Origin of the sequence: Nocardioides sp. W7, from assembly GCF_022919075.1 — a bacterium.
In the GTDB taxonomy this organism is placed as follows: Bacteria; Actinomycetota; Actinomycetes; order Propionibacteriales; family Nocardioidaceae; genus Nocardioides.
Genome location: NZ_CP095078.1, coordinates 3,646,536 through 3,672,647 on the forward strand (window position 1 = coordinate 3,646,536; position 26,112 = coordinate 3,672,647).

Consider the following 26,112-nt stretch of genomic DNA (forward strand, 5'->3'; position numbering starts at 1 on the left):
TGCGGGGCCCCGCCGGCGCTACGTCGAGCTGACGCCGATCCGGCCCTCACGGAAGGCGTCCACGAACAGCGCGTGGTCGGCGCGGACCCGCTCGGCGTACGACGTCGCGAAGTCGGTCACCCAGGCGGTGAACTCGCGGCGCCGACCCTCCAGTGAGGTCACGATCGCCTCCTCGACCTGGAAGTCGACGAGGTCCTGGTCGCTGTCCTCGTCGGAGGCGCAGTGGATCTTGGCCGTCGCCCGCCCGAGCAGGCTCACGACCTGCGCGATGTCGTCGGGCTCGGTGAGACCGGCCCAGTCGAGGTCCTCCTCGTACGGCGAGACCTCGCTGACGACGTACCCGACCCCGTCCAGCTCGGTCCAGCCGAGCAGCGGGTCGGTGTGCACCTGCAGGGCCCGCTGGCTGACCACCGTGCGGTGCCCCTCGTTCTCGAAGTAGCGGTCCACCGTCGCGGAGTCGACGAACCGGCTGACCGCCGGGATGTTGGCCTGCTTCATCGACAGCACCACGTCGTTGTCGAGCGCCTGGCTGACCCCCTCGATGAGCAGGTTGTACGCCGGCAGCCCGGCCGAGCCGATGCCGAAGCCGCTCTTGCCGACGACGTCGCGCAGCTCGTAGAAGAGCGCCCGGTGCGAGCGCTTGTCCTCCGGGATCGTGTCCAGGTAGCGCTGGTAGGCCTTCTCGACCCGGGCCTGCTCCCGCTTCGGCAACCGGCGCTCGTGGACGCCCTCGCGGAACAGCCGGGTGCCCTCGACGCGCAGGGTCGTCGCGTCGAGCAGGTCCGCGCGGCGGCGCTGGCGGGCTGTCACGAGGGCGTCGTGGATCGGTCCCTCGGTGTTGTCGAGGTGCAGCGAGAACTCCCCGGCGTCGTCGGCGCTGCCGACGTACTCGTCCACCTGCGAGAGGTACGCCCGGACGTAGCGACCGACCAGCCGGCGTACCTCCTCCTCGGGCAGCGCCTTCTGCCAGCCGACCACCGCCAACGACGCCGCGAAGCGCTGCAGGTCCCAGGTGAACGGGCCGAGGTAGGCCTCGTCGAAGTCGTTGACGTCGAAGACCAGCCGGCCGTCGGAGTTCAGGTAGGTGCCGAAGTTCTCGACGTGCAGGTCGCCGTGCACCCAGATCCGACCGCTGCGGTCGTCGGCGTACGGGTCCTCCCGCGACGTGACGTCGGCATAGAACAGGCACGCGCTCCCCCGGTAGAACGCGTGCGGATCGGAGGCCATCGTGCGGTACTTCCCGCGGAACGCCACCGGGTCCGCCGCCATCAGCGGCGCGAACGCGTCGTCGAGCGTCGAGACGATCAGGTCGGAGCGGTCCTCGGTCATGGCTGGCTCGGTGCCCGGATCTGAGTCGGCGTACTCAGCGAGGACCGGGTACGACGGCGGGTCCTCACCGTCGACGAAGCGACGAGGCTTCTCGTCATGTCCACTCCCAAGCAGACCAAGAACACCACCGCCTTCTTCGCCCAGGCCGGCATCTCGTTCGCCGTCGCCCTGCTGGCGATGCTCTTCGCGATCCTCTACCTGCCGGTCGACCCGTGGGTGCGTGCCTTCTTCGGCATGACGACGCTGTTCCTGACGACCTCGTCGTTCACGCTCGCCAAGTGCATCCGGGACGCGCAGGACGAGCAGTACGTCGTCACCCGTCTCGACCAGGCACGCGTCGACAAGATCCTCGCCGACCACGACCCGTTCCGCAGCGTGTCCTGAGCCGTCGCCGTCCTGCGGGTTCATCACGGTGTGCAGACGAGTCGGCGTGGGCGGATCGGGCCTGCGGGCTCATCACGGTATGCAGACGAGCCAGCACTTCCCACGGTGGGTACGCCGTGGGAAGTGCGAACCGCCCTGCATACCGTGATGAACCTGGGGCAGGAGTGACACCACCCCAACCAACCCCCCCCGCCGAGCACCCGCTCGGCTGGCCGCCGGCCACCCGGTCTGCGACGTGGCCCAAGCCTCAGCGTGGCCCGGCCCGCTCCGGGGTACGTTTCCAGCGACCGTCCGCGACCGGAAGGACCCGCTGTGGCCCGCAAGAACCCCATCGGCAAGATCGTCGATGCCGCCGTCGAAACGGCCGTCGAGACCGTGAAGGACCCGATCGGCACCGGCCAGAAGGTGGTCGGCCAGGCGATGAGCCAGGTCCGGGGCACCGTCGAGCTCGGCCGGATGGTCGTCGGGCAGGCCACCCAGGCCGCCGTCGACCGGGTCGGCGCCGCCACCGGCCGGGGGGCGCGGCCCGCACCGGCCGACCTCGCCGCCCGGCCGGCTGCCGCCAGGCCGGCCGCCGCGACCCCGTCCCGGCCCACCCCCTCCCCGGAGCCGCGACCGCACGGCGACCCGGTGTCGCCGATCGCGCGGACGACCGCGAAGAGGCCGCCCGCCAAGAAGACCGCTGTGCAGAAGCCGCCCATCGCCCAGGTCGTGCCGGCGAAGAAGGCAGCGCCCGCCGCCAAGAAGGCGACGCCGGCCGCCAAGTCAGCGCCAGCCGCCAAGAAGGCGGCGCCCGCGGCGAAGAAGGTGACGCCGGCGGTGCGTCCGTCGGAGGCAGCGCCGACCGTGAAGGCGGCGCCGGCCAAGAAGGCAGCGCCCGCCGCCCCGAAGCCGGCGCCCGTGGCGAAGAAGGCCCCTGCGAAGAAGGCTCCTGCCAAGAAGGCGCCCGTGACCAGCATCGATGCCGCCGCCGATCCCGCCGCGGTCGACGTGACCCCGGCCGACGTGATGCCCGCCAAGGCCACCGAGGCGAAGGGGCCGATCGCGAAGGCTCCGGCGAAGAAGTCGACCGCCAAGGCCCCGGCCAAGAAGTCCGCGCCGTCCGGCAAACTGCCGGCCCGGAAGGCACCGACGAAGGCTCCTGCCGACCCGCTGATCGACCCGGGCACGGCCAAGGCGATCGCCTCCGAGGCCGCCACCGGCGCGCAGGCCGCCGAGCCCGACAAGGGCTGAGCGGGGCACGCCGTGCGTGAGTCGTGCCCCTGATCGCGTGCCCGGTGGCACGGTCAGGGGCACGACCCGCGACCGGTGGCGCTACCTCAGCTCGGCGCTGCTCAGCCCGAGCACCCGGCGGGCGACGATCAGCTGCTGGATCTGCTGGGTGCCCTCGAAGATGTCGAGGATCTTGGAGTCGCGCGACCACTTCTCCAGCAGCTCGCTCTCGGAGTAGCCGATCGACCCGCAGAGCTCGACGCACGACAGCGTGATGTCGGAGCCGACCCGCCCGGCCTTGGCCTTGGCCATCGACGCCTCCAGGGAGTTGGGCCGCCGGTTGTCGGCCATCCAGGCGGCCTGCAGCATCAGCAACCGAGCACCCTCCCAGTCCGCCTCCAGCTGCAGGAGCTTCGCGGCCGCCGCCGACTGGGTGAGCGAGGGCCGGTCGTAGTCGACGACCACGCCGGCCCTCTCGAGCAGGTCGCGGGTCAGGTCCAGGGCGGCCTTGGCGCAGCCGACCGCCATCGCGGCCACCAACGGCCGGGTGTTGTCGAAGGTCGCCATCGCGCCGGCGAAGCCCTGCTGGGCGTCGACCTCGGGCGAGCCGAGGAGGTTCTCCTTCGGCACCCGACAGCTCTCGAAGGTGATGGTCGCCGTGTCGGAGGCCCGGATGCCGAGCTTGTGCTCGAGCCGGTCGACGCGCATGCCGGGCGTGCCCTTCGGCACCACGAACGACTTGATCGCGGCCCGGCCCAGCGACCGGTCGAGGGTCGCCCAGACGACGACGTGGTCGGCCCGGTCTCCGGAGGTGACGTAGATCTTCTCGCCGTCGAGGACGTACTCGTCGCCGTCGAGGACGGCGGTCGTCCGGATGTTCGCCGAGTCCGATCCGGTGCCGGGCTCGGTGATCGCCATCGCGGCCCACACGCCCGCGAACCGCTCCGCCTGCTCGTCGTCGGCGACCGACGCGATGGCCGAGTTGCCGAGGCCCTGGCGGGGCATGGACAGCAGCAGTCCGACGTCTCCCCAGCACATCTCGGCGATGGACATCACCGACGCCAGGTTCGCGCCGTTCTGCACGCCGGCCTCACCCGACGGAGTGGTCGCGTCCCGTCGTACGCCGGCCGCACCCGCTCCCTCGTTCGCGCCGGACTCGGAGAGCCCGTCGATCATCGCGGCGAGCATGTCGAGCTCCTGGGGATACTCGTGCTCGGCGCGGTCGTACTTGCGCGAGATCGGCCGCAGCATGTTCATCGCGACCTGGTGGGCCTGCCCGGTCAGGGTCCGGAACTTCCTCGGGTCGTCCAGGTTGATGCTCATACGAGAACCACGCCTTCCATCACGCCGACGGCCCGGAGGTCGCGGTACCACCGCTCCACCGGGTGCTCCTTCACGAACCCGTGGCCGCCGAGCAGCTGCACCCCGTCGAGGCCGATCCGCATGCCCTGGTCGGCGCACAGCTTGCGGGCCAGCGCCACGTCGCGGGCGACGTCCTTGCCCGCCGCCGCGCGGCTGGCGGCCTTGTAGGTCAGCAGCCGCATCGCCTGCAGCTCGATGGCGATGTCGGCCACCATGAACGCCACCGACTGGCGGTGCGCGATCGGCTCCCCGAACGCCTCGCGCTCCTTGACGTACGGCGTCACGTAGTCGAGCACGGCCTGCCCGGTCCCGACGGCGAGCGCACACCAGGCGAGGCGCGCGAGCCGGACGCACTCGGTGTACGTCGACCCGTCGGTCGCGCCGAGGACGTTCTCCTCCGGTACACCGACGTCGGTGAGCACCAGGCGGGTCATCCCGGCCGCCCGCACGCCCATGCCGGGATCGGCGACGACCTCGATGCCGGGGGTGCTCGACTCCACCAGCACCAGCACCGGCTTGTCGTCGAGCGAGGCGCCGACCACGAAGAGCTCGGCCTCGGCTCCCCGGGCCACGGCCGACTTCACACCGTTGAGGACGAGCCGGCCGCCGGCGCGCTGTGCGGTCGTCGCGGGGCTCAGCACGTCGAAGAGCACGGTCGGCTCGCCGAGCGCCAGCGCGGCGGCGGGCACGTCGCCTCCGGTGAAGGCCGGCAGGTAGGTCCGCTGTTGCTCGTCGGTGCCCCACAGACCGAGGGCGGTCGCGACCGCGCCCGGTGCGAGCGAGGCGACGGCCAGGCCCAGGTCGCCCCGGGCGAGCGCCTCGGCCACCAGGGTGCCGGCCATCGCGGACCGCTCCTCCGAGATGCCGCCGAGCGCCTCCGGGACCCCGAGGATGGGGAGGCCGACCTCGAGTCCGGCCTTCAGCACCGCCTCGGGGGCCGAGCACGCCTCGTCGGCCTCCGCGGCCGCGGGTCGGAGCACCTCCTCGGCCAGCTCGGCGACCACGTCCACGAGCAGCTGCTCGTCCTCGGTGGGCGTCAGGTCGAAGACCCCGCTGCGCGGCGCTTCGTTGGGCCGGGCGCCCGGAGCGTCCTTCGAGCCGGCCCGCGCGAAGGACCGGCTCGCGGCGGTGACCGTCCGGAACCCGCTGCGCGTCGTCGTGAACACCGCCTGCTCGGCCCGCCGGCGCAGACCGACCCGGTCGAGCACGTCGCTCCGGGCCAACCGGCTCAGCGCGGCGACGGCGTACCCGACCGGGTCGCGCGTCTCGGTCGAGGACAGCCCGTGCTTCCCGCCGGGCCTGAGGCTCTGCATGAGGGACATGCCGGAACTGTAACTCGGAGTTACAACAGGTGCCACGGGAGGTTCGTCGATCGGGTCACCCGGGGACGGATGGCCTACGATTCACGCCGTGTCCGAACACCCCGAGGCTCCCGAGCACGCGCCGTACGGCCCCCTTCCGACCGGTGGCACCGTCCGTCCGATGACCCGCTGGGGCACCCCGGTGATGCACCGCCCCCAGGCGCGGGTCACGGCGTACGACGACGCCCTGCGCACCCTGGTCGCCGACATGGTCGCGACCATGTACGCCGCCGACGGCGTCGGCCTGGCCGCCTGCCAGATCGGGGTCGACCAGGCGGTCTTCGTCTTCGACTGCCCCGACGACGCCGGCGAGCGCACGGTCGGGGTGGTCTGCAACCCCGAGCTCGTGCTGCCCGAGGGCAAGGATCGGGAGCTCGACGTCGCCGAGGAGGGCTGCCTGTCCTTTCCGGGTGCGTTCGTCGACTGCGCCCGGCCCAACCGGGCGACGGTGACCGGCACCGGCCTGGACGGCGAGCCGGTGACCTTCGAGGGCGACGGGCTGCTCGCGCGCTGCCTGCAGCACGAGACCGACCACACCGTGGGCACGGTCTTCGGCGACCGGGTGCCGACCAAGGCCCGCAAGAAGTTGCAGAAGACCCACGACAAGCTCGCGGACGAGTACCCCGCGGGCTGGCCCGCCTGATCCCCGCGATCCGCATCGTCCGGCTCCCCCCGGCGGTGTTGCAGGCGCTCGCCGACGGTGACCTCGAGACCGCCGGCGCGCTGGCCCCGGTGCCCCTCACACCCTGGCTGGTGTCGGCGGAACGGATCGGGACCTGGCGGATGCGGGCCCGCCAGGCCGTCGAGTCACCCGGGGACCTGCCCTGGATCACCGGTGTGGTCCGCGACGAGGCCGCGGGACTCACCGTGGGTGCAGCCGGCTTCCACGCCGCCCCGGACGAGCGCGGCATGGTCGAGGCGGGGTACGGCATCGACCCGGCGTACCGCCGGCGCGGCTACGCCCGGGCGGTGCTGGAGCTGCTGATCGACCGGGCGCGGACCGACCCGGCCGTCTCGGTGCTCCGGCTCACCATCTCCCCCACCAACGAGCCGTCGCTCGCGCTGGCGCGGCAGTACCCCTTCGTCGAGGTCGGCGAGCAGTGGGACGACGAGGACGGGCTGGAGACCATCTTCGAGCTGGGTGTCACCGCTTCCTCCTGACCCTGATGGTCGCCGTCCCCTTCGACGCCCGAGTGGTCGCGTTGCCGGCGTAGGTCGCGGTGAGCCTCAGCCTCCCGGCCCGCACCCGGGGCAGCCGGAACGACGCCACGCCCCGGCGCAGGACCAGGGCCTTCCGCTTCGCGCCGTACCGCAGGACCACCTTCCCCGTCGCGGCGCCCGAGCCGCGGGCGACCCGGATCCGGACGACCGGGCGCGATCCGGCCCGCGCGGCCCTGGGGGCTCCGACGGTGGTGCGCGAGGCCAGCGGCGCGGGCGGGGGCGCAGGCTGGGGCGCGGTCGCGGGTGGCGCCGGGACGGACACCGTCGCCGTGGCCACCGGACCGGTGCCGACGGAGTTCACCGCGGCCACGCCGAGGGTGTGGGAGCCCGGGGCCAGACCGGTGATCCTGACGCCGGCGCTGTTGGCGGCGACCGTGCCGCGCGAGATCCCGTCGACGTACACGACGTACCCCGTGATCGCCGCACCACCGTTGGTCGAGGGTTCCGACCAGGTCGCGTCGAGCGAGGACCCGGCCGGGTTCCAGGCGGCCGCGAGACTGCGCGGCGCCGCCGGGACCGTGGTGGTGGTCGCCCGCGTGACCGTGGCGGAGGCACCGCTGCCGCCGGCGTTCACGGCGCGGACCGTGAAGGTGTACGACGTGCCGGCGTCCAGCCCGCTCCAGGTGTACGACCTGGCGCCGGCCGGCAGCTCGATCACCTGGCCGCTGCCGCTCCGGGTGAGCACGTAACCGGTGATCGCCGAGCTGCCCGAGCTGGCCGGGGCGGTCCAGGCCAGGGCCACCGACGAGGCTGTCACCGCGCCGGTGTCGAGGGTGGCCGGCCGCGTCGGCAGGCCGGCCGTGCTGCAGTTGCCCGTCACCTGGATCCGGTAGCCGCCGATCGAGCCGTAGTCGTCGTACCCGGCGGTCGTCCAGGCGCCCTTGCCCACCCCGTCGATCGCGACGTGGTAGCGACCGGACGCGACGGTCTGGCTCACGGAGGCGCCGAGCCCGCCGGCGGTGCGGTAGGTCTGCATCGACGACGGCGGGTCCGCCGCCGCGACCAGGTTGCCGCTCGTGTCGAGCAGCCGCACCTGGAGGTCCAGGTCGGCTCCCGCGTCGAGCACCGGCGCCGCCGCGACGGTCACCGCCCCGGTGCAGGTGCCGAGCAGGAACGTGTCGACGTCGGTCCGGCTGCTGACGTACGACGTCCCGGCGGGGACCGTCGGCGCCCCCGTGATGACGGACGGCGCCTCGTCGACCCGCAGTCCGAGGCCGGCCGTGATCGTCGCGAGGTCGTTCTCGTTGTTGTTGGCCCCGGGGTAGTCGCCTTTGCTCCACTGCGAGATCGGCCGGTCGTACCCGGAGCCCATGATGGGCGCCCATGCCCCGTGGCCGGCGTAGTAGCCGGCCGTGGCGGTGCCGTCGTGCTGGAGCCCGAGCTGGTGACCGACCTCGTGGGCGACCGCCTCGGCGATCCGCTTCGGGTCGTTGCCCGTCCCCTGGGGGAAGACCCAGGCCGGCTGGAGGTAGCCGTAGCCGTTGCCGCCCGGTCCGGCCACGTCGTCGAAGACGTCGATGAACGCGACGCCACCGCAGTCGGGAACGACCGCGGGCGGCGTCGGCGCGCAGATGGTCGCCCACGCACCGCTGGGCGACACGAGCGCATGCGCGCCGTACTCCTGGTCGGCGAGCGAGGACCGCAGGATCGCGACGGCGCCCGGGTTCTGCGTGGTCACGTCGACGTCGAACGGCGCGTAGTCCTCGGCGACGAGCGCCCAGACCGTCTGGACCGCCTCCTTCTCGGCGTCCGAGAAGGTCGGCCCGTCGCCGGCGGGGTCCCAGGCCGGGTGGCTGGTCGGCGTCGTGGGGTACTGCGCGTGCCACTCCGTGCCGGAGACGACGGCCCCGTCGACGTCGATGAAGATCTTCCGCTTCGCGTCGGGCTTGCTGTGCAGCGTGAAGGTCTGGTTGAGGGGGTACGGCGCCGCTCCGGCGGGCGTCGGAGCCCGCTCCGCGGCGACGGGCTCGCGGTAGAACAGCCGCCCCTCGGTGCTGAGCCAGGCGGTGTCGTCGGTGCGCAGCACCTCGCGCAGCCGGGCCTCGGGAAGGCCGTTGAGGCTCGCCGCCTCGTCGACCTGCTCGCCGAGCAGCCGGAGCGCCGTACGCCCGTTGGCCTGCCTCGGGAGCTCGACCGACGGGGTCGACAGCCGGACCGGGCCCTGGCCGGGACCTGTCGGCGCGGCCGGGTCCGCGGCCAGGCTCGACGCACCGGGCCCCGGGGCGAGGATCGCCAGACCCACGATCGCGGCGACCAGGCCCGCTCCAGCGCGCAACATGTGGTTCCCTTCGAAAATCATCGGCTATCGGAGTCCTCGGCGCCTCCGCTGCAGTACCCAGGAAGGGTCGGCAGCGCTCACCGGCGCATGGCTACGTAGCAGGCGACCGCGCTGGCTGCGGCGACGTTGAGCGAGTCGATCCCCTCCCGCATCGGGATGACGGCCCGCCGGTCGGCGGCCTGCTCCCACCGTGGCGAGAGCCCGTGCCCCTCCGAGCCGAGCACGAGAGCCACCTTGTCGAGCCCGGCGACCGCCTCGTCGACGGCGACTGCGTCGTCCGCCAGGGTCAGCGCCACGGTGGTGAAGCCGGCCGCGGAGAGGTCCGGGAGGGCGTCGTACCAGTCCGGGAGGCGGGTCCACGGCATCGTGAAGATCGCCCCCATCGCGACCTTGATCGCGCGGCGGTAGAGCGGGTCCGCACAGCGCGGGGCGAGCAGTACGGCGTCGAAGCCCAGGGCCGCCCCGCTGCGGAAGATCGCGCCCACGTTGGTGTGGTCCACGATCTCCTCGAGCACCAGCACGGACCGGGCGCCGGCCAGCACCTCCTGGACCGGAGGCAGCGGCCGACGCGCGAGCGAGGCGAGCGCGCCGCGGTGCACGTGGAAGCCGGTGACCTCCTCGGCGAGCGCCTCGGACAGCACGTAGCAGGGGGCGTCGGTGGTCGCGAGCACCTCGGCGAGCCCGTCCAGCCAGCGCGGCGCCATCAGGAAGGAGCGCGGCGCAAAGCCGCCCTCGACGGCGCGTCGTACGACCTTCGCGCCCTCGGCGAGGAAGAGCCCGTGCTCGGTCTCGAGGTTCTTGCGCAGCTCGACGTCGCGCAGGTCGCGGTAGTCGGCCAGCCGCGGGTCGGCCGGGTCGTCGATCTCGATCAGGGTCGCCATCAGGGTCTCGATACGCCGGTTCGTCCCTCACCGGCTACTCGACCACCGAAGGCAGCGGGGTGTGCGACCGCGACCACGTCACCGACCACGATGATCGCCGGCGGCTTGACCTGCTCGGCGACCAGCACCTCGGCCAGGGTGCCGAGGGTGGCCAGCACGGTGCGCTCCCCCGGCATGGTGCCGTCGCAGACGACACCGACCGGGGTGTCGGCCGCACGACCGCCGTCGAGCAGGGCCGCCGCGATCCGGGGGGCGTTCTCGACGGCCATCATCAGCACCAGGGTGCCGGCGAGCTGCGCGACCGCCGGCCAGTTGGTGAGCGAGTCGGGGTGGCCGGGCGGGAGGTGACCGGAGATGACGGTGAACTCGTGGGCGACGCCGCGGTGGGTGACCGGGATGCCGGCCGCGGCGGGCACCGCGACCGGGCTGGTCAGGCCGGGGATCACCGTCACGGGTACGCCGGCCTCGCGGCAGGCGAGGATCTCCTCGTAGCCCCGGCCGAAGACGAAGTTGTCGCCACCCTTGAACCGCACCACCCGCTTGCCGGCGAGGGCCCGCTCGACGATGACACGGTTGATCTCCTCCTGCATCGCGCTGCGTCCGCGCGGCAGCTTGGCCACGTCGACCAGCTCGACGTCGGGTCCGAGGTCGCCGAGCAGCTCACGCGGGGCGAGCCGGTCGGCCACCACGACGTCGGCGTCCATCAGCGCCTTGCGACCGGCGATGCTGATCAGCTCGGGGTCGCCGGGACCGCCGCCGACCAGGACGACGCCCGGCGTACGGTCCCGCTGCCGGGGCGCGGCGATGACGCCCTCGCGCATCTCCTCGAGGATCTCGTCGCGGATCCGGGCGGAGCGCTGCGGCTCGCGGTTGCAGAGCACCGCCACCGTCACCCCGTCGTGGCGGCCGGTCGCGGGCGTCCAGGCGGTCGCCCGGGTGCCGTCGTCGGAGCGGACGCAGAACACCCGCCGGACCTCGGCGGCCGCACTGACCTGCTCGTTGACGACGGGGTCGGCGGTGGCCGCGATGCAGTACCAGGCCTCGTCGAGGTCGGCGTCCTCGAACCCCCGCTCGTGCCAGGTCACCTCGCCGGAGCCGACCAGGCCCTCGATCGCCGGGGTCACCTCCGGGGAGACGACGTGCACGTCGGCGCCGACGGCGATCAGCTGCGGCACCCGCCGCTGGGCCACGTGCCCGCCTCCGACCACGACGACGCGACGGTCGGCGAGGCGGAGCCCGGAGGGGTACGTCGGGAAGTCGTCCACGCGCCCATCATCGCGTGTGCACCGCCGGGTGCCTGGGCAAGGGTTCGGTGGCCGGACTACGGTCGGGCCTGTCCGCCGTCTGCGCTAGGAGAGCCATGCCCTCGCTCGACCGCCCCGTCACCCCGAACCCCTACGACCTGCTGCCGGCCGCACCGTCGTTCACGGTGACCAGCGCCGACGTGACCGACGGGCAGCCGTTGAGGGACGACCAGGTCAACTCCGGGGGCGACACCTCCCCCCAGCTGTCCTGGGAGGGGGCGCCCGAGGGGACCAAGAGCTTCACGGTGACCTGCTTCGACCCGGACGCGCCCACCCCGAGCGGCTTCTGGCACTGGGTGCTCGTCGACCTGCCCGCCGACGTGACCTCCCTGGACACCGGTGCCGGCGCCGAGGGCGCAGACCTGCCGGGCGGCGCCTTCATGTGCCGCAACGACGGCGGCTCGAAGGCGTTCATGGGCGCGGCACCCCCGCCGGGCGACCAGGTGCACCGCTACTACTTCGTCGTACACGCGGTGACCGAGGAGACCCTGGGCGTCGACTCCGACGCCTCCCCCGCCGTCGTCTCCTTCAACCTGGCCTTCAAGACCTCGGGCCGGGCCATCCTCCACGGCACCTACGCCCATTGAGCTCGCCGAGTCAGCACCACTGGTGCTGACTCGGCCAGCTGCTTCTGCTGACTCGGCGGGGGGCGGATCAGTGGCCGGAGGCCTCGCGGAGCAGCTGCTCGAACGGGGTGGGCTCGGCGAGCTCGTCCTCGACGGTACGACGCCGCCTGGCCGCGCCGCTGGACTGCACCTTGCCGGCCAGGGTGGCCAGCTCGCCGGCGGCCCGCTCGACGCGGTCCTCGAGGCCGGTGTCGCCGAAGTCGTCGGTCGCGGCGAACACCCCGGTCGGCACGACGATCGCCCGCTGGTAGGCGAACAGCGGCCGCAGCGCGTGCTCGAGCACCAGCGAGTGCCGGGCGGTGCCGGCGGTCGCGGCGACCAGCACCGGCTTGCCCTCCAGCAGCCCCGGCTCAAGGACGTCGACGAACGTCTTGAACAGCCCGGAGTACGACGCCGAGAAGACCGGCGTCACCACGATCAGCCCGTCTGCCTCGCGGACCGCCTCGAGCGCCCGCGCCAGCTCCGGCGGTGCGAAGCCGGTCAGCAGGTGGTCGGTGAGCTGGTGCGCGAGGTCGCGCAGCTCGACGACGGTCAGCTCGGTCTCGTCGGCGCCGAGCGCCGCCGTCGTCGCGGCGGCCAGCCGGTCGGCCAGCAGCCGGGTCGACGACGGGACGCTCAGCCCCGCGGAGACGACGACGATCCTGGTCATGCGTCGACCTCCTCGGCCTGCTCCTCGGCGCGGTGGCCGGTGACGTCGTCCTGGGCGTGCACGGTGGCGTCCCGGGCGCCGCCCGCGGCGGCCACCAGGGAGGCGTGGGTCGGCGCATCCGGCACGTCGGCCGGCCGGCCCTCGGCGAACCCGGCCCGCATCGCCGGCAGGATCTCGCCGAGCAGGTCGAGCTGCTCCAGCACGGTCTTCAGCGGCAGTCCGGCGTGGTCGACGAGGAACAGCTGACGCTGGTAGTCGCCGACGTACTCCCGGAAGCCCAGGGTCCGCTCCAGCACCTGCTGGGGCGAGCCGACGGTCAGCGGGGTCGCCTCGGTGAAGTCCTCCAGCGACGGGCCGTGCCCGTAGACCGGCGCGTTGTCGAAGTACGGACGGAACTCGTTGACCGCGGCCTGGCTGTCCTTGCGCATGAAGAACTGCCCACCGAGTCCGACGATGGCCTGGTCGTACCGGCCGTGGCCGTAGTGCTCGAACCGGCGCCGGTAGAGGTCGACCATCTGCTTGCTGTGCGAGGCCGGCCAGAAGATGTGGTTGTGGAAGAACCCGTCACCGTAGTACGCCGCCTGCTCGGCGATCTCCGGGCTGCGGATCGAGCCGTGCCACACGAACGGCGCCACGCCGTCCAGCGGGCGCGGGGTGCTCGTGTAGCCCTGCAGCGGAGTGCGGAACTTGCCCTCCCAGTTGACGACGTCCTCGGTCCAGAGCCGGCGCAGCAGCGCGTAGTTCTCGACCGCCAGGTTGATCCCCTGCCGGATGTCCTTGCCGAACCACGGGTAGACCGGACCGGTGTTGCCGCGGCCCATCATCAGGTCGACGCGGCCGTCGGTGAGGTGCTGGATCTTCGCGTAGTCCTCCGCGATCAGCACCGGGTCGGTGGTGGTGATCAGCGTCGTCGCGGTCGACAGGATGATCCGCTCGGTCTGGGCACCGATGTAGGCCAGGGTGGCCGTCGGGTTCGACGCGATGAAGGGCGGGTTGTGGTGCTCGCCGGTGGCGAAGACGTCGAGACCCACCTCTTCGGCGTGCTTCGCAATCGCGACCGTGGCCTTGATCCGCTCGTGCTCGGTCGGCGTCCGCCCCGTGGTGGGGTCGGGCGTCACGTCACCGACGCTGAAGATGCCGATCTGCATGACTGCCTCCGCTACTGATGGTGTTGGTTGAATATCGAACTAACCAGTGAACCGCGGTCCCCTCGGCAGTATTCCGGGGCTCCCGGTCCTGATGCCGAGCTGGCTAGTCGGCCTCCGGCAGCGGGCGGCCCAGGATCAGTACGGCGCGGTCGTCGTCCCCGCGGTCGACCTGCTGCACGATCCGGCGCGCGGCCCCGTCGATCCCCCCGCTCATCGCCCCGCGGGCGACTCCCCGCAGCCAGTCGATGCCGGTGTCGAGGTCGGCGTCGCGCGACTCGACGACGCCGTCGGTGTAGAAGAGCAGCGCGTCGCCGGGCGCGAGCAGCCCGACGCTGAGGTGCAGCTCGGGGTCGGGCGCGATGCCGAGCGCCGTGCCGCGGGCGTTGTCGACGCTCCACTCGCGCTGCTCGGCGTCCCAGCGCAGGGCGGGCGGGTGCCCGGCGCTGAAGATGCCGTACTCCCCCGTCGGCAGGTCGACCAGCACGTGCACCGCCGTCGCGAACGTCTCGTCGGAGTGCTGGCGCAGCAGGAAGTCGTTCGCCGCCCCGAGCAGCTCCCGAGGCGGTAGCGCGCCGATCAGCCCACCCAGCGCGCCGGCGAACTGCAGGGCCCGCGGGCTCGCCTTCACGCCGTTGCCGCAGACGTCCACGAGCACCATCTCGAGCCGTCTGCCGTCCGGCGAGAGGTCGGCCACCAGGAAGTCCCCGGCGTACCCGACGCCGTGGGCCGCCCGCATCGCCGACTGGGAGAGCCAGCCGTCGGGCAGCGGCGGCACGGTGGCCTGGGCCTCCTGGAGGTCGCGCAGGTCGGCCAGCATCGCCTCACCGAGCGCGGCGGGCAGCCCGGAGCGCTGCCGGCTGGACTGGTACAGGATGATCGCGACCGAGAGCGCCAGCGAGGTGAGCGCCGAGGCCCGGGCGCCGTTGAACGTCATGTCGCTGACGAGGACGGATCCCACTGCGGCCGCCGAGGCGGCCAGGGTGAGCCACACCAGCGGCCGGAAGCGGAGCAGCAGCATGCCGAGCAGGAGCCAGACGAAGTACGTCGTCAGCGGCATGATCTCGTAGTCGATCACCGACACGGCGAACGACGCCGCCACGCCCAGCAGCAGCAGGACGAGCGCGAGCACCTGGCTCTGCGGGGTGCCGCTGCGCCAGCCCAGCACTCGTTCCCGAACGTGCCGCGAGACCCGGTCCCTGAACGTCTCCCGCTGCCCTCCCACGCGTGAAGACTATGTCGTTCCCGCAGCCGGTCACGGACGGGTTCCCCAGGGCTCAGCCGGACCGGTGCGGCAGCGTCACCCGGAAGGTGCTGCCGACGCCGACCTCGCTCTCGAGCGACACCGTTCCGTCGTGGGCGGCGACAATCGAGCTGACGATGTTGAGACCCAGGCCGGTGCCGGAGATGTGCTGGGAAAGCGCGTGCCCGCCGCGGAAGAAGCGGGAGAAGACCTGCTCGATCTCGTCCGCGGGGATGCCGATGCCGGTGTCGCTCACCTCGATCTCGACCGTGTCGGGCCGCTGTCGCAGCGAGACGGTCGCCCGACCGCCGACCACGCTGTACTTGACGGCGTTCGAGACCAGGTTGTCCAGCACCTGGCGGATCCGCTGCTCGTCGACCCGGGCGGGCAGGCGGTCGGGCACGACCGCGTCGACCCGGACCTCTGCCTTCTCGGCCGTGGGTCGGGCGGCCTCGACGGCCTCGCGGATCAGCGCGGACAGGTCCACGGTCCGGCGCTGCAGCCGCAGGCCCCCCTCGCCGACCTGGGCCACCAGGAGCAGGTCGGCCACCAGGGCGCCGAGCCGCGCGGCGTTGCGCCGCACGACCTCGAGCTGGGCCGCGACCGAGGGCGGGAGGTCCTCCTCGGCCAGCATCTCCAGGTGGCCGAGGACCGAGGTCAGCGGGGTGCGCAGCTCGTGGGAGACCGAGGACACGAACTCGTCCTTGACCTGCATGGCGCGCATCACCTCGGTGATCTCCTGGTAGGCGAGCGCGGCGCCCAGCCGCTCGCCGCCCGGCCCGCGCACCTGGCGGGCGGAGGTGGAGAAGGCTGCACGGGTCAGCGGGTCCGAGCCCACCCAGTAGGTGTAGTCGTCGAACTCCTCGCCCTGGGCGGCGCGGTACGACGGCATCTCCTCGCGCGTCATCAGGGTCTTGCCGTCGACCTGGTAGACGTGACCGAGCTGGCCGGCGGCACCCCGGTGGCCCTCGGGGAACGGCAACCGCATCGTCTCCTCGTGCCGCCGGTTCATCCGCTCGTAGTGGCCGTCGCGGTCGATCAGCAGCAGACCGACGGTGACGGTCTCGAAGATCGCCTCGAGCGCGTTCCGCTCGTGCTCGATCTCGGCCTTCGCCGCCTGCAGCCGCTGCTCGAACTCGTGCTGCTCGCTCACGTCGAGGATCTGGGAGATGAAGTAGAGCGGCTCCCGTTCCGGCCCCCGGACGATGGCGACCGACAGGTCGCCCCAGACGACGTGCCCGTCGGCGTGCAGGTAGCGCTTGCGCAGCCGGTAGGAGTCGATCTCACCGTCGAGGGCCTGGTGGAAGTGCCGGAGGTCGGTGTCCAGGTCGTCCGGGTGGGTGATCTGCTGGAAGTCGCGCCGGGTGAGCGTCTCGACGTCGTAGCCGAGCATCTCCGACAAGGCTCGGTTGACCAGCAGGAGCGTGCCGTCCAGGTCCACCAGCGTCATCCCGACCGGGGAGTACTCCAGCGTGAGCCGCCACAGGGCCGAGCTGTCGTGAACGTCGTCCACCCGGCGGCACCTCCTCAGGGACCGAGTGCCCACGCGGGCCTGGGAGAAACGTAAGGGACAGTGGGCTCCGGCGGTGGCCCAATACGAGGAGAGATCACCGGCCGGACCGGAGCGCGGTCCGACGGACCTGTGGTTTGGATCACAGCCCGCGCGGGGAGGGGATCGGTCACCATCTCGGACGAGGAGCACCATGCGACGACCCGGTCCCACCGCCTTCGCGGCCACCATCGCCGGTTGCCTGACGTCGGTCCTGCTGGCCCCGCTCAATCCCGCTCACGCCGATGTCGGCGTCACGCAGGAGGCGAGGCTGGTGGGCGACAAGCCGGTCAGCGGCCGCTACGGCATCGCCTTCAACGACTACGGAGCCAACCGCGGCAACTACTGCCCGCCCAGAGCCGGCCAGTGCTGGCCACTCGGCCGGGCCGTGGCGCGCGGCACGCTGGAGACCAAGCTGTCGGTCTACCGGATCAAGGACGGCATGAAGAAGTACGACTACTACCTGCTCGACGTCGACGTGGTCGCCGCCGACCGCGTCGGCAAGCACCGCGGCGGCACGGTGACGATCGGCGTGACGAGCCTCGGCCCGCGCCTGGTCGACCACACCGACACCAAGACGCTCCGCGCCACCCAGGGGGACTGCCACTCGGTGGACATCGGCTTCTCCACACCCTGGCCGGTGATCGATGCCTCGGCCGACCTCGGCTCGGTGACCTGGTGTTCCGACAGTGCCAGCCTCTCCCGAACCACCTCCGGCACGACGGCCCGATGGAGCCTGAAGGGCCTCGGCCGCACCCACCACCTCGCGGTCGACCGTGCCGTGAAGGTGCGGGCCGGCAAGAAGCCCCGGTTCCGCGTCGACGTGACGGTGCCGAGAGACACGTGCACCAGAGCGATCCGGGGCAAGTGTGTCGACTACCGGGGCGGCACCGCCAGCGCGTCGTACCGGGTCGGCTCCCGGGGCTGACCCGGTACGACGAAGCGGGCCGGCGATCAGCCGGAGAGCGGAGCGCGGAGCGAGACCCGCAGCTCGCACCGCTCGCCGCCGACGTCGACCTGGAACCCACCCGCGGCGAGCCAGTCCTCGGTGACCGGCTCGTCGCGGCGCAGCGCGGCGAGCCCGACGCACGCGCCGACCGTCTCGCCCCAGGCCGCGCTGGTGACCTGGCCGACCGGTCCACCGTCGTGCAGCACCAGCTCGCCACCCCACAGCATCGGCTCGGACGAGCCGACCGCGAACGAGACCACCCGCCGGCGGGCTCCACCGCGGGCCAGCTCCGCGCGTCGTGCCACGAGCGCCTCCCGGCCGAGGAACGGCTTGTCGCCGCGCAGCGCCGTGGCGAAGACCAGCCCCGCCTCCACGGGGGTGACCTCCGGCGTGAGCTCGCGGCCGAAGGCGCGGTAGCCCTTCTCGAGCCGCAGGGACTCGATGGCGGAGTAGCCCGCGTCGACCAGCCCGTACGCCGCACCAGCGGCCGAGAGCGCGTCGTACACCCGGGCGGCCTCGGCGACCGGCACCAGCAGCTCCCAGCCCAGCTCGCCGACGTAGGTCATCCGGGTCGCCCGGACGGTGGTGCCGGCGAGCTCGACCTCGCGGCTGGTCGCGAACGGGAACCCCGCCTCCGACAGGTCGGCCGGCGTGAGCGAGCCCAGCAGCTCGCGCGAGCGCGGGCCCATCACGCCGAGCACGGCGGAGGCGTCGGTGACGTCGGCGGCGCGCACCCCGACGCCCACCGCCGCGCTCTGCCGCCGGATCCAGTCGAGGTCGCGGATCGTGGTCGCCGAGCTCGAGACGAGCAGGAAGGCGTCCGCGCCGGTCCGGGTGACGGTCAGGTCGGCCTCGTAGCCGCCCCGCGAGTTGAGGAACGGCGTGTAGACACACCCGCCGACCGGGACGTCCACGTCTGCGGCACAGAGCCACTGCAGCGCCGCGAGCGCATCCGGCCCGGCGAGGACGTACTTGGAGAACGAGGTCTGGTCGAAGACCGCGACCGCGGTGCGGCACGCCCGCTGCTCGGCGGCCGAGGCGTCCAGCCAGTCCGGCCGGCCCCAGGCGTAGTCCAGCGAGGTGGGCCCGAAGACCAGCGGCCGCTCCCAGCCCATCCGGGTCCCGAACAGCGCTCCCCTCGCCGCCAGCCGATCGTGGAGGGGCGAGGTCCGCTGGGGTCGGCCGGACTCGAGCTCGCGGTTGGGCCACGGGATCGCGTAGTGCAGGCCGAGCACCTCGGCCACGCGCGAGCGGAGCCAGCCGTTGTCGCCGTGGAACGGCGCGAACCGGCGTACGTCGACCCCGACCAGGTCGTCCTGCGGCTCCCCCGCGACGATCCACTCCGCGAGCGCACGGCCGGCGCCGCCGGCCGAGGCGATGCCGACCGAGTTGAAGCCAGCCCCGACGAACAAGCCGTCGAGCTCCGGCGCCTCGCCCAGCAGGAACTGGTTGTCGGGGGTGAACGACTCCGGGCCGTTGTAGAACTTCCGGATGCCGGTCTGCTCCAGCGCCGGGACCCGCACCAGCGCCTCGTCCATCAGCACCGAGAAGTGGTCCCAGTCCTCCTCGAGCAGCTGGAACTCGAAGGGGTACGGCAGGTCGTCCGGCGAGCGCCAGGGCTTCGCCTCGGGCTCGAACCCGCCGACGACCAGGCCACCGACCTCCTCCTTGAAGTAGGTCCAGCCGTCGGGGTCGCGCAGGATCGGCAGGTCCGGGTGGCAGCCCTCGATCGCCTCGGTGACGACGTAGAAGTGCTCCGCCGAGTGCAGCGGCACGGTCACGCCGGCCAGGTCGCCCAGCGCCTTGGCCCACTGCCCGGCGCAGTTGACGACGACCTCGGCCTCGATGTCACCGGCATCGGTGCGCACCCCGGTCACCCGCCGACCGGCCGGCGTCTCGACCACGTCGAAGCCGGTCACCCGCACCTTCTCGACCACGACCGCACCGCGCTGCCGGGCGCCCTTCGCCAGCGACTGGGTCAGGTCGGTCGGGTTGACCTTGCCGTCGCCGGGCAGCCAGAGCGCGCCGAGCAGGTCGTCGACCCGCATCGGCGGCCACAGCTCCCGGGACCGCTCGGGGGTGACCAGCTCGCAGGGCAGGTCGTACGCCGCCGCGTTGGCCGCCGTCCGCCGCAGCTGCACCAGCCGGTCCTCGGTCCGGGCCACGATCACGCCGCCCACGTTGCGGTAGCCCGTCGCCAGTCCGGTCTCGGCCTCCAGCGCGTCGTAGAGCTCGGCGGAGTACTGGACCAGCCGGGTGCCGCCCTCCGAGGCCCGCAGCGGCCCGACCAGCCCGGCCGCGTGCCAGGTCGTCCCGCCGGAGAGCCGACCCTGCTCCAGCAGGAGCACGTCGGTCCAGCCGAGCCTGGTCAGGTGGTAGGCCACCGAGGTGCCGACGACGCCGCCGCCGACGATGACGACCCGTGCGCGGGAGGGGAGATCAGCCATCGGACGCCACGTCCGTCAGGAGACCCGCGAGGTCGGGGCCGCGGAAGGTCGCGACCGCCTTCTCGAAGCGCTCCAGCCCCCAGCCGTGGAAGTCGAACTCCACCGGGCTGGTGGCGGCCTGGATGAAGCCCCACAGCGACCAGCCGTACTCGCTGCACAGCGCCTGCACCCGCACCCGGGCGAGGTCCGCCGGGGTCGGGTCGCCGAAGTACGCCGCCGTCCAGGCCTCGGTCTGCTCGGGGGTGAAGTCGCACTCGGTGCTCGTGTTGCCGAGCTCGAAGCAGGCGTCGTTGGCGCCGGAGTACTCGTAGTCGATCAGCCGGACCATCACCCCGTCGTCCACGAAGTTCGCCGCCAGCAGGTCGTTGTTGCAGGGCACCCCCGGTCGCGGGGCGGCGGCGAGCGCCCGTCGTACGTCCTCCCACGCGGCCGCGTGGTCGTCGTACGACGAAGGGAGCGCGAAGCCGTGCTCCCGCACCGTCGCGAGGTACGCCGCCTGCCGCGCGAACATGTCGAACGTGCCCGTGAACGCGGGCCCGGCGTGCAGGCGCCGGCAGGCGCTGGCGGCCCGGTGCAGCACGCCGTCGTCGGCGAAGTCGGCGTCCTCCAGGGTGCGGCCCTCGAGGAAGCCGATCACCAGGATCGCCAGGTCGGGCCGGTACTCCACGACGGGTGCCCCGACCCCGGCTGCCGCGGCCGCCACGGTGTTGGCGTGCTCGGCGTCGCGGTCGATGCCGAGCAGGGCGGGATCGCCGTACGAGCACCGGACCACGACGTCGAGGGGCGGCCCGGAGTCGGTGGTGATGACCCGCACGTTGTGGTTGGTCAGCCCGCCCGGCAGGTCGAGGACGACCCGGGACCGCCCCGCCAGGCAGGCGAGGCGGTCCAGGTCGGCCGAGCCGGTCGCTGCCACCTTGGCGTCGCGCTAGTCGTCGAAGGCCTCGATCACCGCGGTGTCGATGGTGTTCTTCGGACCGGTGAACCACTTCTTCGCGGAGAGGTGCCACCAGATCGTCAGCACCAGGAGCGCACCGAAGGTGAGGAGGGGGGCGTAGTTCACGAACTTCCAGGTGAACTCGTCGTTCCACGGCACGCCCGCCGGGTAGAGCGGCAGGACGAAGTAGATCGAGATGATGATGATCTCGGCGGTCGCGACCAGGTTCATCCACTTGTACTTCGACCCGTTCGTCCACGAGCCCGCCTCGAAGGCGTCGCCGATCCTCCAGCGCAGGAAGATCGGGATCGCGAAGGCCAGGTAGAGGCCGATCACCGCGACCGAGACCACCGCGTAGAAGGCCGTCGGGACGATCAGCGGCTCCTCGGGCGTGCCGATGTTGACCTCGATCAGCGCCGGCAGCGTGATGAGCACCCCGACCGTGGCGCAGAGCAGCACGGCGTTGATCGGGATCTTGTTGCTCGCCACCTTCGACCAGAGCCTCGACCCGGGGAGCGCGCCGTCCCGGCTGAACGCGAAGCTCATCCGCGAGGCGCTGGTCAGGCAGGCGGTCGCGCAGAAGAGCTGGCCGGCCGTCGAGATGACGAGGATCAGGATGTGCCAGCCGTCGCTGAGCGCCTGACCGAAGATCACGTCGGCCCCGTTGAGGCCCGAGTTGATCCCGGCCGTCACGCCGTCGGGGTCCTGCACAGCGAAGAGGAAGGACAGCAGCAGGATCCAGCCGCCGATCGCCGAGTAGAAGATCGAGCGCCAGATGCCCTTGGCGGCCGCCGAGGACGCCGCCGAGGTCTCCTCGGACAGGTGGGCGGAGGCGTCGAAGCCGGTGATCGTGTACTGCGTGAGCAGGAACCCCAGCGGGAGCACCAGGAACCAGTAGACGCCGCCGCTGTTGGACCCCGCGTCGTACCCCGAGTTGTTGATTCGCTCGCTGACCACGAACGAGATGTCCTGGTGGTGATCGGGGACGATGATCAGGACCGCGATCACGATCGCGGCACCGGCGACGTGCCACCACACCGAGACGTTGTTGATGACGGCCAGCAGGTGCGCGCCGAACGCGTTGAGCAGCACCGCCATCACCATGATCAGCACGAAGAGCACGAACACGCGCGTGAGGCTGTAGTCCTCGGCCCAGCCGGTACTGATCGTGCTGAGGGTGATGTCGAGGAACGTCGCGGCGCCGTACGCCACCGAGGCGGTGACGGCGATCAGGCCGATGAGGTTGAGCCAGCCGGTGAAGAACCCGGCGGCCGGGCCGCCGAGCTTGGCGGCCCACCAGTAGATGCCACCCGAGGTGGGGTACGCCGAGACCAGCTCGGACATCGTGAAGCCGATGATCAGGATGAAGATCGAGATGATCGGCCAGCCCCACGTGATGGCGACGGGGCCGCCGTTGCTCCAGCCCTGGCCGAACGTCGTGAAGCAGCCGGCGAGGATCGAGATGATCGAGAAGGAGATCGCGAAGTTCGAGAAACCGGACCAGGTCCGGTTGAGCTCCTGCTTGTAGCCGAGCTTCGCGAGCAGTGCCTCGTCCTCGTTGTGGATCTGGGAGTCAGCCATGGCGCACCTCCGGGACGTTCGTGCAATCGTGAAGCGGACGCTAGCCCCGGCGGAATCGGGGTGTAAACACCCAGCCGTAAATTCGGTATGAACCCAGACCTTTACTCTGTCGGGATCGATTGACTCCCCCGCTCGCCGGAACCGAGGATGATCCGCATGACCGCCGACCCAGCAGCCGGGCTCCCGGAGGCAGTTCTGCGGCCCGTACGCGGCCACCACGCCTTCGAGGCGTGCGTGGAGCGGCTGGCCACGGCGATCAGGCTGGGGGTCTACCCGCTCGGCTCCGTCCTCCCTCCGGAGCGCGAGCTGGCCACCCGGCTGCAGGTCTCGAGAGCCACCCTGCGCGAGGCGATGGCCGCCCTGCGCCAGGCCGGACTGGTCGAGACCACCCGTGGTCGCGGCGGTGGCACCGTGGTCACGCTCAAGCCGCGCACGCCCTCGGGGCGTGCGGCGGCGCGGATCTCCCCCGAACGACGGGCCGACTGGCTCGACTCGCTCGACTTCCGCCGTGTGATCGAGCCCGGAGCCGCAGCACTCGCTGCGGGACTCCCGCTCGCCGAGCCGGCCCGCGCCCAGCTGCAGCAGGCGCTCGACGAGGTCACCTCGGCCCGGCGGCCGGCCGACCACCGGCAGGCCGACTCCCGGTTCCACCTGACCATCGCGGCCCTCACCGGGTCCCCCCGGATGGTGGAGTCGGTGACGTCGGCGCAGGCGACGCTGCACGAGATGCTGCTGGCGATCCCCGTCCTCCACACCAACATCGCGCACTCCGACCGCCAGCACGCGGCCGTCGTACGCGCCATCCTCGCGGGGCGTCCCGAGCGCGCCCGAGCCGCCATGGAGGAACACTGCGACGACACCGCCGCGCTGCTGCGCGGACTGGTCGGATAGGAGCACGGATGCAGCTGCGCAACGACCGGCACCTGAGCATGGAGGACCTGATCCGCCGGATCGAGGTCCTCGAGATCGACACGGTCATCGTGGCGTTCACCGACATGCAGGGCCGACTCCAGGGCAAGCGCCTGCACGGTCGCTACTTCGTGGACCACGTCGTCGGGCACGGCACCGAGGGCTGCAACTACCTGCTGGCCGTCGACGTCGACATGAACACCGTCGACGGCTACGCCATCTCGTCGTGGGAGAAGGGGTACGGCGACATGGAGTTCGTGCTCGACGAGCGGACGATCCGGCTGCTGCCCCACCTCGAGGGCACCGCGATGGTCCAGTGCGACCTGGTCTGGCCGGACCGCTCCGCCGTCGTCCAGTCGCCGCGCACGATCCTGCAGGCCCAGCTCGACCGATGCGCGGAGCACGGCTGGACGGCGCTGGCCGGCACGGAGCTGGAGTTCATCGCCTTCGACACGACGTACGAGGACGCCCACCGCGCCGGGTACCGGGACCTGACGCCCGTCAACCAGTACAACGTCGACTACTCGATCCTCGGCACCACCCGCGTCGAGCCGCTGCTGCGGGCGATCCGCAACCACATGTACGACGCCGGCCTCGACGTCGAGGGCGCCAAGGGCGAGTGCAACCTCGGCCAGCACGAGATCGGCTTCCTCTACGCCGACGCGCTGACCACCGCCGACAACCACGCGGTCTACAAGAACGCCGCCAAGGAGATCGCCGCCCAGCAGGGCAGGGCGATCACCTTCATGGCCAAGTACGACGAGCGCGAGGGCAGCTCGTGCCACATCCACCTGTCGCTGCGCGGCACCGACGGGGAGCTGGTGTTCTGGGACGACGGCGCCCGCACGCCGCTCTACGACCGGTTCGTCGCCGGGGTGCTGGCGACGATCGCCGACTTCACGCTGCTCTTCGCGCCCAACATCAACTCCTACAAGCGCTTCGCCGACGGCTCGTTCGCGCCGACGACGATCGCCTGGGGCCTGGACAACCGCACCTGCGCCGTCCGGCTGGTCGGCCACGGCGCCGGGGCCCGGATGGAGAACCGGGTGCCGGGCGCCGACGCCAACCCCTATCTCGCCCTGGCGGCGATGCTCGCCGGCGGCCTGCACGGCATCGAGCAGGGTCTCGAGCTGGAGCCCGAGCTGGTCGGCAACGCCTACACGTCCGGGCGGCCGAAGGTCCCCGCGACCCTGGCCGCCGCCCGCGAGGCGTTCACCTCGTCGACGATCGCGCGCGCCGCCCTGGGCGACGCCGTCGTCGACCACTACACCAACATGGCCGACGTGGAGCTCGCCGCGTACCAGGCCGCCGTCACCGACTGGGAGCTGCGCCGCGGCTTCGAAAGGCTCTAGATGGTCTCGACAGGCTCGACCGACGAGACGTTCACCGTCGTCAACCCCGCCACCGCCGCACCGATCGGGGAGGTCCGGCTCACCTCGCTCCCCGAGACCGACGCCGCCATCGCCGCCGCGCACGAGGCGTTCGCGTCCTGGCGAGCGGTCGCGCCCGGTGAGCGGGCCCGGCTCCTGCGCTCCTTCGCGTCCGTGGTCGACGCCCACGTCGAGGAGCTGGCCGAGCTCGAGGTCCGCAACGCCGGCCACACCTGGGGCAACGCCCGCTGGGAGGCCGGGAACGTCCGCGACTGCCTCAACTACTACGCCGGTGCCCCCGAGCGGATGTTCGGCAAGCAGATCCCGGTGCCGGGCGGCGTCGATGTGACGTTCCACGAGCCGCTCGGCGTGGTCGGCATCATCGTGCCCTGGAACTTCCCGATGCCGGTCGCGGCCTGGGGCCTCGCTCCCGCGCTCGCCGCCGGCAACACCGTCGTCCTCAAGCCGGCCGAGCTGACCCCGCTGACGGCGATCCGCCTCGGCGAGCTCGCCCTCGAGGCCGGGCTGCCCGAGCACGTGCTGACCGTGCTGCCCGGCGCCGGGCCCGTCGTCGGGCAGCGGTTCGTGACCCACCCGCTGGTGCGCAAGATCTGCTTCACCGGCTCCACCGCGGTCGGCAAGCGGATCATGGCCGGCTGCGCCGATCAGGTGAAGCGGGTGACCCTGGAGCTCGGGGGCAAGTCGTCGAACCTCGTCTTCGCCGACACCGACCTGGCGGCGGCCGCCGCGTCCGCGCCGTACGCCGTCTTCGACAACGCGGGCCAGGACTGCTGTGCCCGCTCACGGATCCTGGTCGAGCGATCGGCGTACGACGAGTTCCTGTCCCTCCTGCAGCCGGCCGTCGAGGGCTTCCGCGTGGCCGTGCCGGAGTCCGACGAGGGCGCGGAGATGGGCCCGCTCATCTCGGCCACCCAGCAGGCGCGGGTGCAGTCCTACCTCGACTCCCCGGGATCCGGGGCCGAGGTCGCGTTCGCCGGCTCGACGCCCGGCGGCGACGGCTTCTGGGTGCCGCCGAGCGTCGTCACGGTCGACGACCCCGACGCCCGGATCTGGCGCGAGGAGGTCTTCGGTCCCGTGGTCGCCGTGATGCCGTTCGACGACGAGGCGCACGCCGTCGAGCTGGCCAACGCGACCGAGTACGGCCTCTCCGGCTCGATCTTCACCGACGACCTCGGCCGCGCGCTCCGCGTCGCGCGCGCGGTCGAGGCCGGCAACCTGTCGGTCAACAGCCACTCCGCCGTCCGCTACTGGACTCCCTTCGGCGGCTACAAGCAGTCCGGCCTCGGGCGCGAGCTCGGTCCGGACGCGCCGTTGTCGTTCACCGAGGAGAAGAACGTCTTCATCGCCCACTGATCCG

General features: G+C 72.2%; 22 protein-coding genes. 9 read left to right on the forward strand and 13 right to left on the reverse strand.

What is annotated here, in order from left to right:
• Nucleotides 1-18: 18 nt before the first annotated feature.
• Entirely contained in the window at nucleotides 19-1,329 is a 1,311-nt protein-coding gene (locus MUB56_RS17240; RefSeq protein ID WP_244928241.1) for a DUF2252 domain-containing protein, read from the reverse strand.
• 96 nt (nucleotides 1,330-1,425) lie between these two features.
• Here MUB56_RS17240 and MUB56_RS17245 point away from each other — a divergent pair, with 96 nt between their 5' ends.
• Together MUB56_RS17245 and MUB56_RS17250 are read left to right on the forward strand one after the other, a co-directional pair.
• Nucleotides 1,426-1,713: a YiaA/YiaB family inner membrane protein gene (locus MUB56_RS17245; protein WP_244928242.1), complete on the forward strand. Its 288-nt coding sequence runs from the start codon at nucleotides 1,426-1,428 to the stop codon at nucleotides 1,711-1,713.
• Between the two features lie 312 nt (nucleotides 1,714-2,025).
• Nucleotides 2,026-2,946: a hypothetical protein gene (locus tag MUB56_RS17250; RefSeq protein ID WP_244928243.1), complete on the forward strand. Its 921-nt coding sequence runs from the start codon at nucleotides 2,026-2,028 to the stop codon at nucleotides 2,944-2,946.
• A gap of 81 nt (nucleotides 2,947-3,027) precedes the next feature.
• On the opposite strand, the gene MUB56_RS17255 is transcribed toward MUB56_RS17250, so the two are convergent.
• Nucleotides 3,028-4,248 carry an acyl-CoA dehydrogenase family protein gene (locus MUB56_RS17255; RefSeq protein WP_244928244.1) on the reverse strand — a complete coding sequence of 407 codons (1,221 nt, stop codon included), beginning with the start codon at nucleotides 4,246-4,248 and terminating at the stop codon, nucleotides 3,028-3,030.
• Nucleotides 4,245-5,609 carry an acyl-CoA dehydrogenase family protein gene (locus tag MUB56_RS17260; protein WP_244928245.1) on the reverse strand — a complete coding sequence of 455 codons (1,365 nt, stop codon included), beginning with the start codon at nucleotides 5,607-5,609 and terminating at the stop codon, nucleotides 4,245-4,247. Before MUB56_RS17260 ends, MUB56_RS17255 begins: the two co-directional genes overlap by 4 nt.
• A gap of 160 nt (nucleotides 5,610-5,769) precedes the next feature.
• Between MUB56_RS17260 and def the strand changes: the two genes are divergently transcribed.
• Nucleotides 5,770-6,291, forward strand: a complete 522-nt coding sequence (gene def, locus MUB56_RS17265) for a peptide deformylase (RefSeq protein ID WP_244932434.1) — start codon at nucleotides 5,770-5,772, stop codon at nucleotides 6,289-6,291.
• A gap of 35 nt (nucleotides 6,292-6,326) precedes the next feature.
• The gene (locus tag MUB56_RS17270) at nucleotides 6,327-6,809 is read left to right on the forward strand and encodes a GNAT family N-acetyltransferase (RefSeq protein ID WP_244928246.1); all 483 of its coding nucleotides are present in this window, start codon (nucleotides 6,327-6,329) and stop codon (nucleotides 6,807-6,809) included.
• Here MUB56_RS17270 and MUB56_RS17275 read toward each other — a convergent pair.
• The 3 genes from MUB56_RS17275 to cobA form a co-directional block, all read right to left on the reverse strand.
• On the reverse strand, nucleotides 6,793-9,147 hold the full coding sequence (locus MUB56_RS17275) for a fibronectin type III domain-containing protein (protein ID WP_244928247.1): 2,355 nt from the start codon (nucleotides 9,145-9,147) through the stop codon (nucleotides 6,793-6,795). The two genes, MUB56_RS17270 and MUB56_RS17275, sit on opposite strands and share 17 nt — an antisense overlap.
• Before the next feature lie 77 nt (nucleotides 9,148-9,224).
• Complete coding sequence (locus MUB56_RS17280) at nucleotides 9,225-10,028, reverse strand: RNA methyltransferase (RefSeq protein ID WP_244928248.1); 804 nt, start codon at nucleotides 10,026-10,028, stop codon at nucleotides 9,225-9,227.
• Nucleotides 10,028-11,293, reverse strand: a complete 1,266-nt coding sequence (gene cobA / locus MUB56_RS17285) for a uroporphyrinogen-III C-methyltransferase (RefSeq protein ID WP_244928249.1) — start codon at nucleotides 11,291-11,293, stop codon at nucleotides 10,028-10,030. Before cobA ends, MUB56_RS17280 begins: the two co-directional genes overlap by 1 nt.
• A 95-nt stretch (nucleotides 11,294-11,388) precedes the next feature.
• Here cobA and MUB56_RS17290 point away from each other — a divergent pair, with 95 nt between their 5' ends.
• The gene (locus MUB56_RS17290; protein WP_244928250.1) at nucleotides 11,389-11,919 is read left to right on the forward strand and encodes a YbhB/YbcL family Raf kinase inhibitor-like protein; all 531 of its coding nucleotides are present in this window, start codon (nucleotides 11,389-11,391) and stop codon (nucleotides 11,917-11,919) included.
• Between the two features lie 67 nt (nucleotides 11,920-11,986).
• Here MUB56_RS17290 and MUB56_RS17295 read toward each other — a convergent pair whose 3' ends face one another.
• The 4 genes from MUB56_RS17295 to MUB56_RS17310 form a co-directional block, all read right to left on the reverse strand.
• On the reverse strand, nucleotides 11,987-12,607 hold the full coding sequence (locus MUB56_RS17295; protein WP_244928251.1) for an FMN reductase: 621 nt from the start codon (nucleotides 12,605-12,607) through the stop codon (nucleotides 11,987-11,989).
• On the reverse strand, nucleotides 12,604-13,755 hold the full coding sequence (locus MUB56_RS17300) for an LLM class flavin-dependent oxidoreductase (RefSeq protein ID WP_244928252.1): 1,152 nt from the start codon (nucleotides 13,753-13,755) through the stop codon (nucleotides 12,604-12,606). The genes MUB56_RS17295 and MUB56_RS17300 overlap by 4 nt, the downstream gene beginning before the upstream one ends.
• A gap of 103 nt (nucleotides 13,756-13,858) precedes the next feature.
• Entirely contained in the window at nucleotides 13,859-14,977 is a 1,119-nt protein-coding gene (locus MUB56_RS17305) for a PP2C family protein-serine/threonine phosphatase (RefSeq protein ID WP_244928253.1), read from the reverse strand.
• Between the two features lie 52 nt (nucleotides 14,978-15,029).
• Nucleotides 15,030-16,508, reverse strand: a complete 1,479-nt coding sequence (locus MUB56_RS17310) for a PAS domain-containing sensor histidine kinase (protein ID WP_244928254.1) — start codon at nucleotides 16,506-16,508, stop codon at nucleotides 15,030-15,032.
• 190 nt (nucleotides 16,509-16,698) lie between these two features.
• Here MUB56_RS17310 and MUB56_RS17315 point away from each other — a divergent pair, with 190 nt between their 5' ends.
• Nucleotides 16,699-17,472, forward strand: coding sequence for a hypothetical protein (locus MUB56_RS17315; RefSeq protein ID WP_244928255.1), 774 nt, complete (start codon nucleotides 16,699-16,701; stop codon nucleotides 17,470-17,472).
• 26 nt (nucleotides 17,473-17,498) lie between these two features.
• On the opposite strand, the gene MUB56_RS17320 is transcribed toward MUB56_RS17315, so the two are convergent.
• Genes MUB56_RS17320 through MUB56_RS17330 form a run of 3 tightly spaced genes read right to left on the reverse strand, consistent with a single transcriptional unit; the run spans nucleotide 17,499 to nucleotide 22,455 of the window.
• Nucleotides 17,499-19,940, reverse strand: coding sequence for an FAD-dependent oxidoreductase (locus MUB56_RS17320; protein WP_244928256.1), 2,442 nt, complete (start codon nucleotides 19,938-19,940; stop codon nucleotides 17,499-17,501).
• Nucleotides 19,933-20,853: a phosphotransferase gene (locus tag MUB56_RS17325; RefSeq protein ID WP_244928257.1), complete on the reverse strand. Its 921-nt coding sequence runs from the start codon at nucleotides 20,851-20,853 to the stop codon at nucleotides 19,933-19,935. The genes MUB56_RS17320 and MUB56_RS17325 overlap by 8 nt, the downstream gene beginning before the upstream one ends.
• 12 nt (nucleotides 20,854-20,865) lie before the next feature.
• On the reverse strand, nucleotides 20,866-22,455 hold the full coding sequence (locus tag MUB56_RS17330) for an amino acid permease (protein WP_244928258.1): 1,590 nt from the start codon (nucleotides 22,453-22,455) through the stop codon (nucleotides 20,866-20,868).
• A gap of 156 nt (nucleotides 22,456-22,611) precedes the next feature.
• On the opposite strand from MUB56_RS17330, the gene MUB56_RS17335 reads away from it, so the two are divergent.
• Genes MUB56_RS17335 through MUB56_RS17345 form a run of 3 tightly spaced genes read left to right on the forward strand, consistent with a single transcriptional unit; the run spans nucleotide 22,612 to nucleotide 26,108 of the window.
• Nucleotides 22,612-23,346 carry an FCD domain-containing protein gene (locus MUB56_RS17335; RefSeq protein ID WP_244928259.1) on the forward strand — a complete coding sequence of 245 codons (735 nt, stop codon included), beginning with the start codon at nucleotides 22,612-22,614 and terminating at the stop codon, nucleotides 23,344-23,346.
• Nucleotides 23,347-23,354: 8 nt separating this feature from the next.
• A complete protein-coding gene (locus MUB56_RS17340) occupies nucleotides 23,355-24,716 on the forward strand; it encodes a glutamine synthetase family protein (RefSeq protein WP_280637300.1) in 1,362 nt (453 codons plus the stop codon).
• On the forward strand, nucleotides 24,717-26,108 hold the full coding sequence (locus tag MUB56_RS17345) for an aldehyde dehydrogenase family protein (protein ID WP_244928260.1): 1,392 nt from the start codon (nucleotides 24,717-24,719) through the stop codon (nucleotides 26,106-26,108). It begins immediately after the preceding gene.
• Nucleotides 26,109-26,112 lie beyond the last annotated feature (4 nt).

Excerpts from the sequence above, each read along its gene's own strand:
- MUB56_RS17255 (WP_244928244.1), bottom strand. The coding sequence starts at position 4,248 with ATGAGCATCAACCTGGACGACCCGAGGAAGTTCCGGACCCTGACCGGG.
- MUB56_RS17320 (WP_244928256.1), bottom strand. The coding sequence starts at position 19,940 with ATGGCTGATCTCCCCTCCCGCGCACGGGTCGTCATCGTCGGCGGCGGC.
- MUB56_RS17345 (WP_244928260.1), top strand. The coding sequence starts at position 24,717 with ATGGTCTCGACAGGCTCGACCGACGAGACGTTCACCGTCGTCAACCCC.
- MUB56_RS17300 (WP_244928252.1), bottom strand. The coding sequence starts at position 13,755 with ATGCAGATCGGCATCTTCAGCGTCGGTGACGTGACGCCCGACCCCACC.
- MUB56_RS17260 (WP_244928245.1), bottom strand. The coding sequence starts at position 5,609 with ATGTCCCTCATGCAGAGCCTCAGGCCCGGCGGGAAGCACGGGCTGTCC.
- MUB56_RS17290 (WP_244928250.1), top strand. The coding sequence starts at position 11,389 with ATGCCCTCGCTCGACCGCCCCGTCACCCCGAACCCCTACGACCTGCTG.
- MUB56_RS17275 (WP_244928247.1), bottom strand. The coding sequence starts at position 9,147 with ATGTTGCGCGCTGGAGCGGGCCTGGTCGCCGCGATCGTGGGTCTGGCG.
- MUB56_RS17280 (WP_244928248.1), bottom strand. The coding sequence starts at position 10,028 with ATGGCGACCCTGATCGAGATCGACGACCCGGCCGACCCGCGGCTGGCC.
- MUB56_RS17340 (WP_280637300.1), top strand. The coding sequence starts at position 23,355 with ATGCAGCTGCGCAACGACCGGCACCTGAGCATGGAGGACCTGATCCGC.
- def (WP_244932434.1), top strand. The coding sequence starts at position 5,770 with ATGACCCGCTGGGGCACCCCGGTGATGCACCGCCCCCAGGCGCGGGTC.
- MUB56_RS17330 (WP_244928258.1), bottom strand. The coding sequence starts at position 22,455 with ATGGCTGACTCCCAGATCCACAACGAGGACGAGGCACTGCTCGCGAAG.
- MUB56_RS17315 (WP_244928255.1), top strand. The coding sequence starts at position 16,699 with ATGCGACGACCCGGTCCCACCGCCTTCGCGGCCACCATCGCCGGTTGC.
- MUB56_RS17295 (WP_244928251.1), bottom strand. The coding sequence starts at position 12,607 with ATGACCAGGATCGTCGTCGTCTCCGCGGGGCTGAGCGTCCCGTCGTCG.
- MUB56_RS17240 (WP_244928241.1), bottom strand. The coding sequence starts at position 1,329 with ATGACCGAGGACCGCTCCGACCTGATCGTCTCGACGCTCGACGACGCG.
- MUB56_RS17335 (WP_244928259.1), top strand. The coding sequence starts at position 22,612 with ATGACCGCCGACCCAGCAGCCGGGCTCCCGGAGGCAGTTCTGCGGCCC.
- MUB56_RS17245 (WP_244928242.1), top strand. The coding sequence starts at position 1,426 with ATGTCCACTCCCAAGCAGACCAAGAACACCACCGCCTTCTTCGCCCAG.